Source organism: Peribacillus sp. P4_C12, from assembly GCF_056402095.1.
Window position 1 is genome coordinate 1 of sequence record NZ_JBFUIB010000378.1, and the last position, 3,730, is coordinate 3,730.

Consider the following 3,730-nt stretch of genomic DNA (forward strand, 5'->3'; position numbering starts at 1 on the left):
GGATACTTCTTGGACCAAAGCGGTTTCGGTACAACACCAAACATCGCACCGCCATCCAAGTGGGTTACACCACCATTCAGCCATGTTAATTTAATTTCCCCTATTTGCAAAGTTTCCATTTTACCCCTCCTCTCTCTTTAGTTTAACATCCGCTTCCATTTATTGAAATTGATAACATCCAGCTCTTTATTTCCCGTGAAAGGCATTGAAAGAGAATGCAAAAATATGGCTTAACCTTTTTCAAAATGGAAGCGTCATAATCACTGACATCACTAATTTATCTAAATCTGCCCAAAAACAAAAAACCAGATGCTGTGCACCTGGTTTTTCATCAATTATTATTGAAACTTTGCTTCCAACCGGTAAATCCGATTGCCTTTACTCGAGAACTTCTCTTCATATTCAGTCATGATATTTCCTTCAAAGCTGCTGTTATGCAAATCAAGACTTACATATTTTAAAAGCATACCGTACTCGGAAATACTCATCAAGGAAGACTCAAATAGTCCTTGGTTATCCGTTTTAAAGTGGATTTCCCCTTGATCTGGAAGAATGCCTTCATAGACCTCAAGGAAAGTTTTATACGTTAACCGGCGTTTGGCATGACGTGATTTCGGCCATGGATCAGAGAAATTCAAGTAAACGCGATCTACGTCACCTTTAGCAAAATATTCTCCTAAGTTCGCTGCATCAACATTTAACAACTTTAAATTTGGCACTTCTGCTTCAATTAACAAGTCGAGTGCCGCTACAATGACGCTTCTATATACTTCAATTCCAATGAAATTCACATCAGGATGGGCTTTCGCCATTTCTGTTATAAATCGGCCTTTTCCCGTACCCACTTCAATATATAATGGATTATCGTTACCGAATACTTCATGCCATTTACCTTTATGGCTCACTGGCTGCTGAATCACATATTGCGGAAAATCATTCAAACGGTCTTCAGCCCAAGGTTTATTTCTTAAACGCATGATGACACCCCTATTTATAATATAATCGTTCAAACCATAACACGAGTAGATGGATTCCTGCAAGCTGATTTTTTCAGGAACCGCCGGCGCGGGCCCATTCATTAAATAAAAAAACTGCCGGCCATCATGGCGACAGTCTCTGTAGTTTTCATGTATAAAACTTTCCGCAACACACACCATAAATAAGTGAAGGGCAGGGAAAATCACCTGAGAACCCCTTTTATCCAGGCTCACTTTTACAATTTAAGAAAGGAGTGGAATTATATGCCGCTATCCCACGAACATCAAATGGCACTATTAAAAGATATATTAACCAACCATCAAACAGACTGCTGCGGTTCCGTTTCTGAATGCGAACAGGTTGAGAGGCTCGCCAAATCCTTGATGATCAATATGAATATTGATAGTAACGTGAAAACAGTACTGACGGAGATTTACGAATACAGTCAGACAGGAATCGGTGCCGCCGATTTAGAAGCACATATAACAAACCACCAGAACGACTTGTCCCAATGGGTGGATGACATTGATCAATACTAATCAGCCAGCCATTAATAGCGTTTCAAGTTTATGAAGTAAATCGTTTCTTTCCTCGTACCGTTTTCTACGATGATGCCATTGGATGGAAAGCACAAGTTGTGAAACCGTGTGCCATTTCATCCTCATCTCCAGGCCTGCGTCAAGCTTCTTGCCATAACGGGCAAGCCACTCATTCCATTCTTCCCTTGGGACGTAGGAATACAAGAGTATGCCCAGGTCAATGGCTGGATCGCCAATGACTGCTCCGTCCCAATCAATTAGAAACAATCCGTCAGTTTCGGTCATGAGCCAATTATTGTGGTTCACATCACAATGACAGACGACTTTTTCGTCGCATTCAATCAACAGAAGATTGTTCTGTAAAAAATGAATGGCTTGCTTGATAATCGGAATATCCGTAACATCCGAAGATAACCCGGTTTCTATTTCTGTAAGTATACTTTCAGGTCGTAAAGGGGATTTCCCAAGCCTTTTGAGCATGCTTAACAAAGGATCGGATTGATGAATTTTTTGAAGCAGCTTTGCGACTCTTATATTGTTCATTTCCTGCTGAGATAGCTCCCTGCCTTCCATCCAATGCTGGGCCGTAATTACATCCCCATTTTCCAGGCGTTTTGTCCACATTAACTTTGGAACAATGCCCTCAGCTGAAAGAACAGCTAAAAATGGCGATGAATTTCGTTTCAGGAAGAGCTTCTGTCCATCTTTCTCGGCAATAAAGGCTTCTCCTGTAGCTCCTCCAGCAGGGGATATATCCCACTCCTGACCTAATAAATGTTCCAACTGGTTCACCTTCGATTTCCTCGCTTAATTATACAAATGTGGGTACGTTTCACCTAGTGTATGTATTACCACTACTTTGAGTCCATGTTTAATAAAAAACCCGCCTGTTGGCGAAGCTGCGTGTATACGTGCATCGGGATGATACCCCGCAATTAAAAACATCCTCATATTAGAGAAATAAAAAAATAGCTATTGAGCAATTAAACAATAGCCATAAATTAAATTTTAGTTGAAATACCGTTTCTTCGTCAAGTACTATAAAACGATTATACGCATAAAACAACAACAAATAAATCATTTCAAAACTTATAATGAAATACGGCCCTTAAACATGACACAGATTTTCTCTTTCAGAACCTCTACTGCTACTTCATCCATCCCAACAATTTCTCCATCTGACTGAATTTTTACTGACCCAAAATTCTTAATTTGAATCATTTTACCTGAAAAGAAATCAACGTTATTAATGTTTAGATGACCGCCCCATAAAACGGTGATGAATACGGTCAATAATTTCATAATCGAAATGTCATGGACTGCAATCACATCCAACATGCCATCGTCTAACTTTGACTTCGGTGAAATTTTCATCCCGCCACCAAAGTAGGGCTGGTTTGCGATAACAATGAACCATACCTTTTTTAACTGATGTATGTTGCCATCAACAGTCAAATTCATATAACTAGGTCGATAAGTGAATAGCTTTTTTATAAAAATAAACAGATAAATTAATTTACCCGCTTTCACAAGATTAAGCCATTTTTTTAGAGGAGAACGGTCCGCTTCATAAGATATTTCAGCATCAATACCCATTCCAAGGCTGTTCATAAAATAACCAGTCTGACCATTCGTCTCAAACTGCCCGATGTCAATAACCCTGACGACATTATCCTGAAATAAAGAAAGGGCCTCCTCTGCACACTTGGTTTTCTGAACTCCCCGTACATAATCATTGCCAGACCCAGCTGCAAGGGAGCCAATGATTGCATGAGGAAACTCAGCGGCACCATTTACCAATTCATGTAAGGTACCATCTCCCCCAACTGCAATCATTCGGGTTTTCTGATTGGTCTGGGAAAGAATTTCCTTCGTCAACCTTAACGCATGCCCTTTTTCTTTCGTAAAAAAGACCTCATAGGGAACATCTTCTGATTTCAGTATTTCCTCGACCTTTTTCCAGGTTTTAATACTTCCTTTATTTCCGGCCATTGGATTGACAATGAAATACATCGTTTCATTAAGGCGCTGCATGCCCTTTTCCCTCTGCTTGATTATTATCGGTATCCCATTCTGGTCGGACGCTTGAAGTAGTTTGGCAATATTCCAGCAAAGCCTGCGCACCTTTTAACTGCTGAGCCTTAAGGGGAGACGAAATTGTCCGCATCCTTTCAAACCATTCCGGGAATGTCCGTTTATCCAATATATCGATA

Annotated in this window: 4 protein-coding genes and 2 pseudogenes; 1 reads left to right on the plus strand and 5 read right to left on the minus strand. The window is 40.2% G+C overall.

The annotated features are described in order from the left end of the window. Positions 1–119 (minus strand): annotated as a pseudogene (locus tag AC1DUW_RS23290) (MBL fold metallo-hydrolase); the annotation flags it as partial. A 219-nt stretch (positions 120–338) separates the two neighbouring features. After that, positions 339–977 carry a tRNA (guanosine(46)-N7)-methyltransferase TrmB gene (gene trmB / locus AC1DUW_RS23295; RefSeq protein ID WP_053348155.1) on the minus strand — a complete coding sequence of 213 codons (639 nt, stop codon included), beginning with the start codon at positions 975–977 and terminating at the stop codon, positions 339–341. Positions 978–1,241: 264 nt separating this feature from the next. Here trmB and AC1DUW_RS23300 point away from each other — a divergent pair, with 264 nt between their 5' ends. Next, a complete protein-coding gene (locus AC1DUW_RS23300) occupies positions 1,242–1,517 on the plus strand; it encodes a YtzH-like family protein (RefSeq protein WP_053347339.1) in 276 nt (91 codons plus the stop codon). On the opposite strand, the gene AC1DUW_RS23305 is transcribed toward AC1DUW_RS23300, so the two are convergent. From AC1DUW_RS23305 to AC1DUW_RS23315, 3 genes and pseudogenes are all read right to left on the minus strand, one after another. Continuing rightward, positions 1,518–2,300, minus strand: coding sequence for a phosphotransferase family protein (locus AC1DUW_RS23305; RefSeq protein ID WP_053347340.1), 783 nt, complete (start codon positions 2,298–2,300; stop codon positions 1,518–1,520). Positions 2,301–2,606: 306 nt separating this feature from the next. Continuing rightward, positions 2,607–3,551 carry a diacylglycerol/lipid kinase family protein gene (locus tag AC1DUW_RS23310; protein WP_477643568.1) on the minus strand — a complete coding sequence of 315 codons (945 nt, stop codon included), beginning with the start codon at positions 3,549–3,551 and terminating at the stop codon, positions 2,607–2,609. Then, positions 3,538–3,730, minus strand: a pseudogene (locus AC1DUW_RS23315) (NERD domain-containing protein); the annotation flags it as partial. The pseudogene AC1DUW_RS23315 and the gene AC1DUW_RS23310, both read right to left, overlap by 14 nt.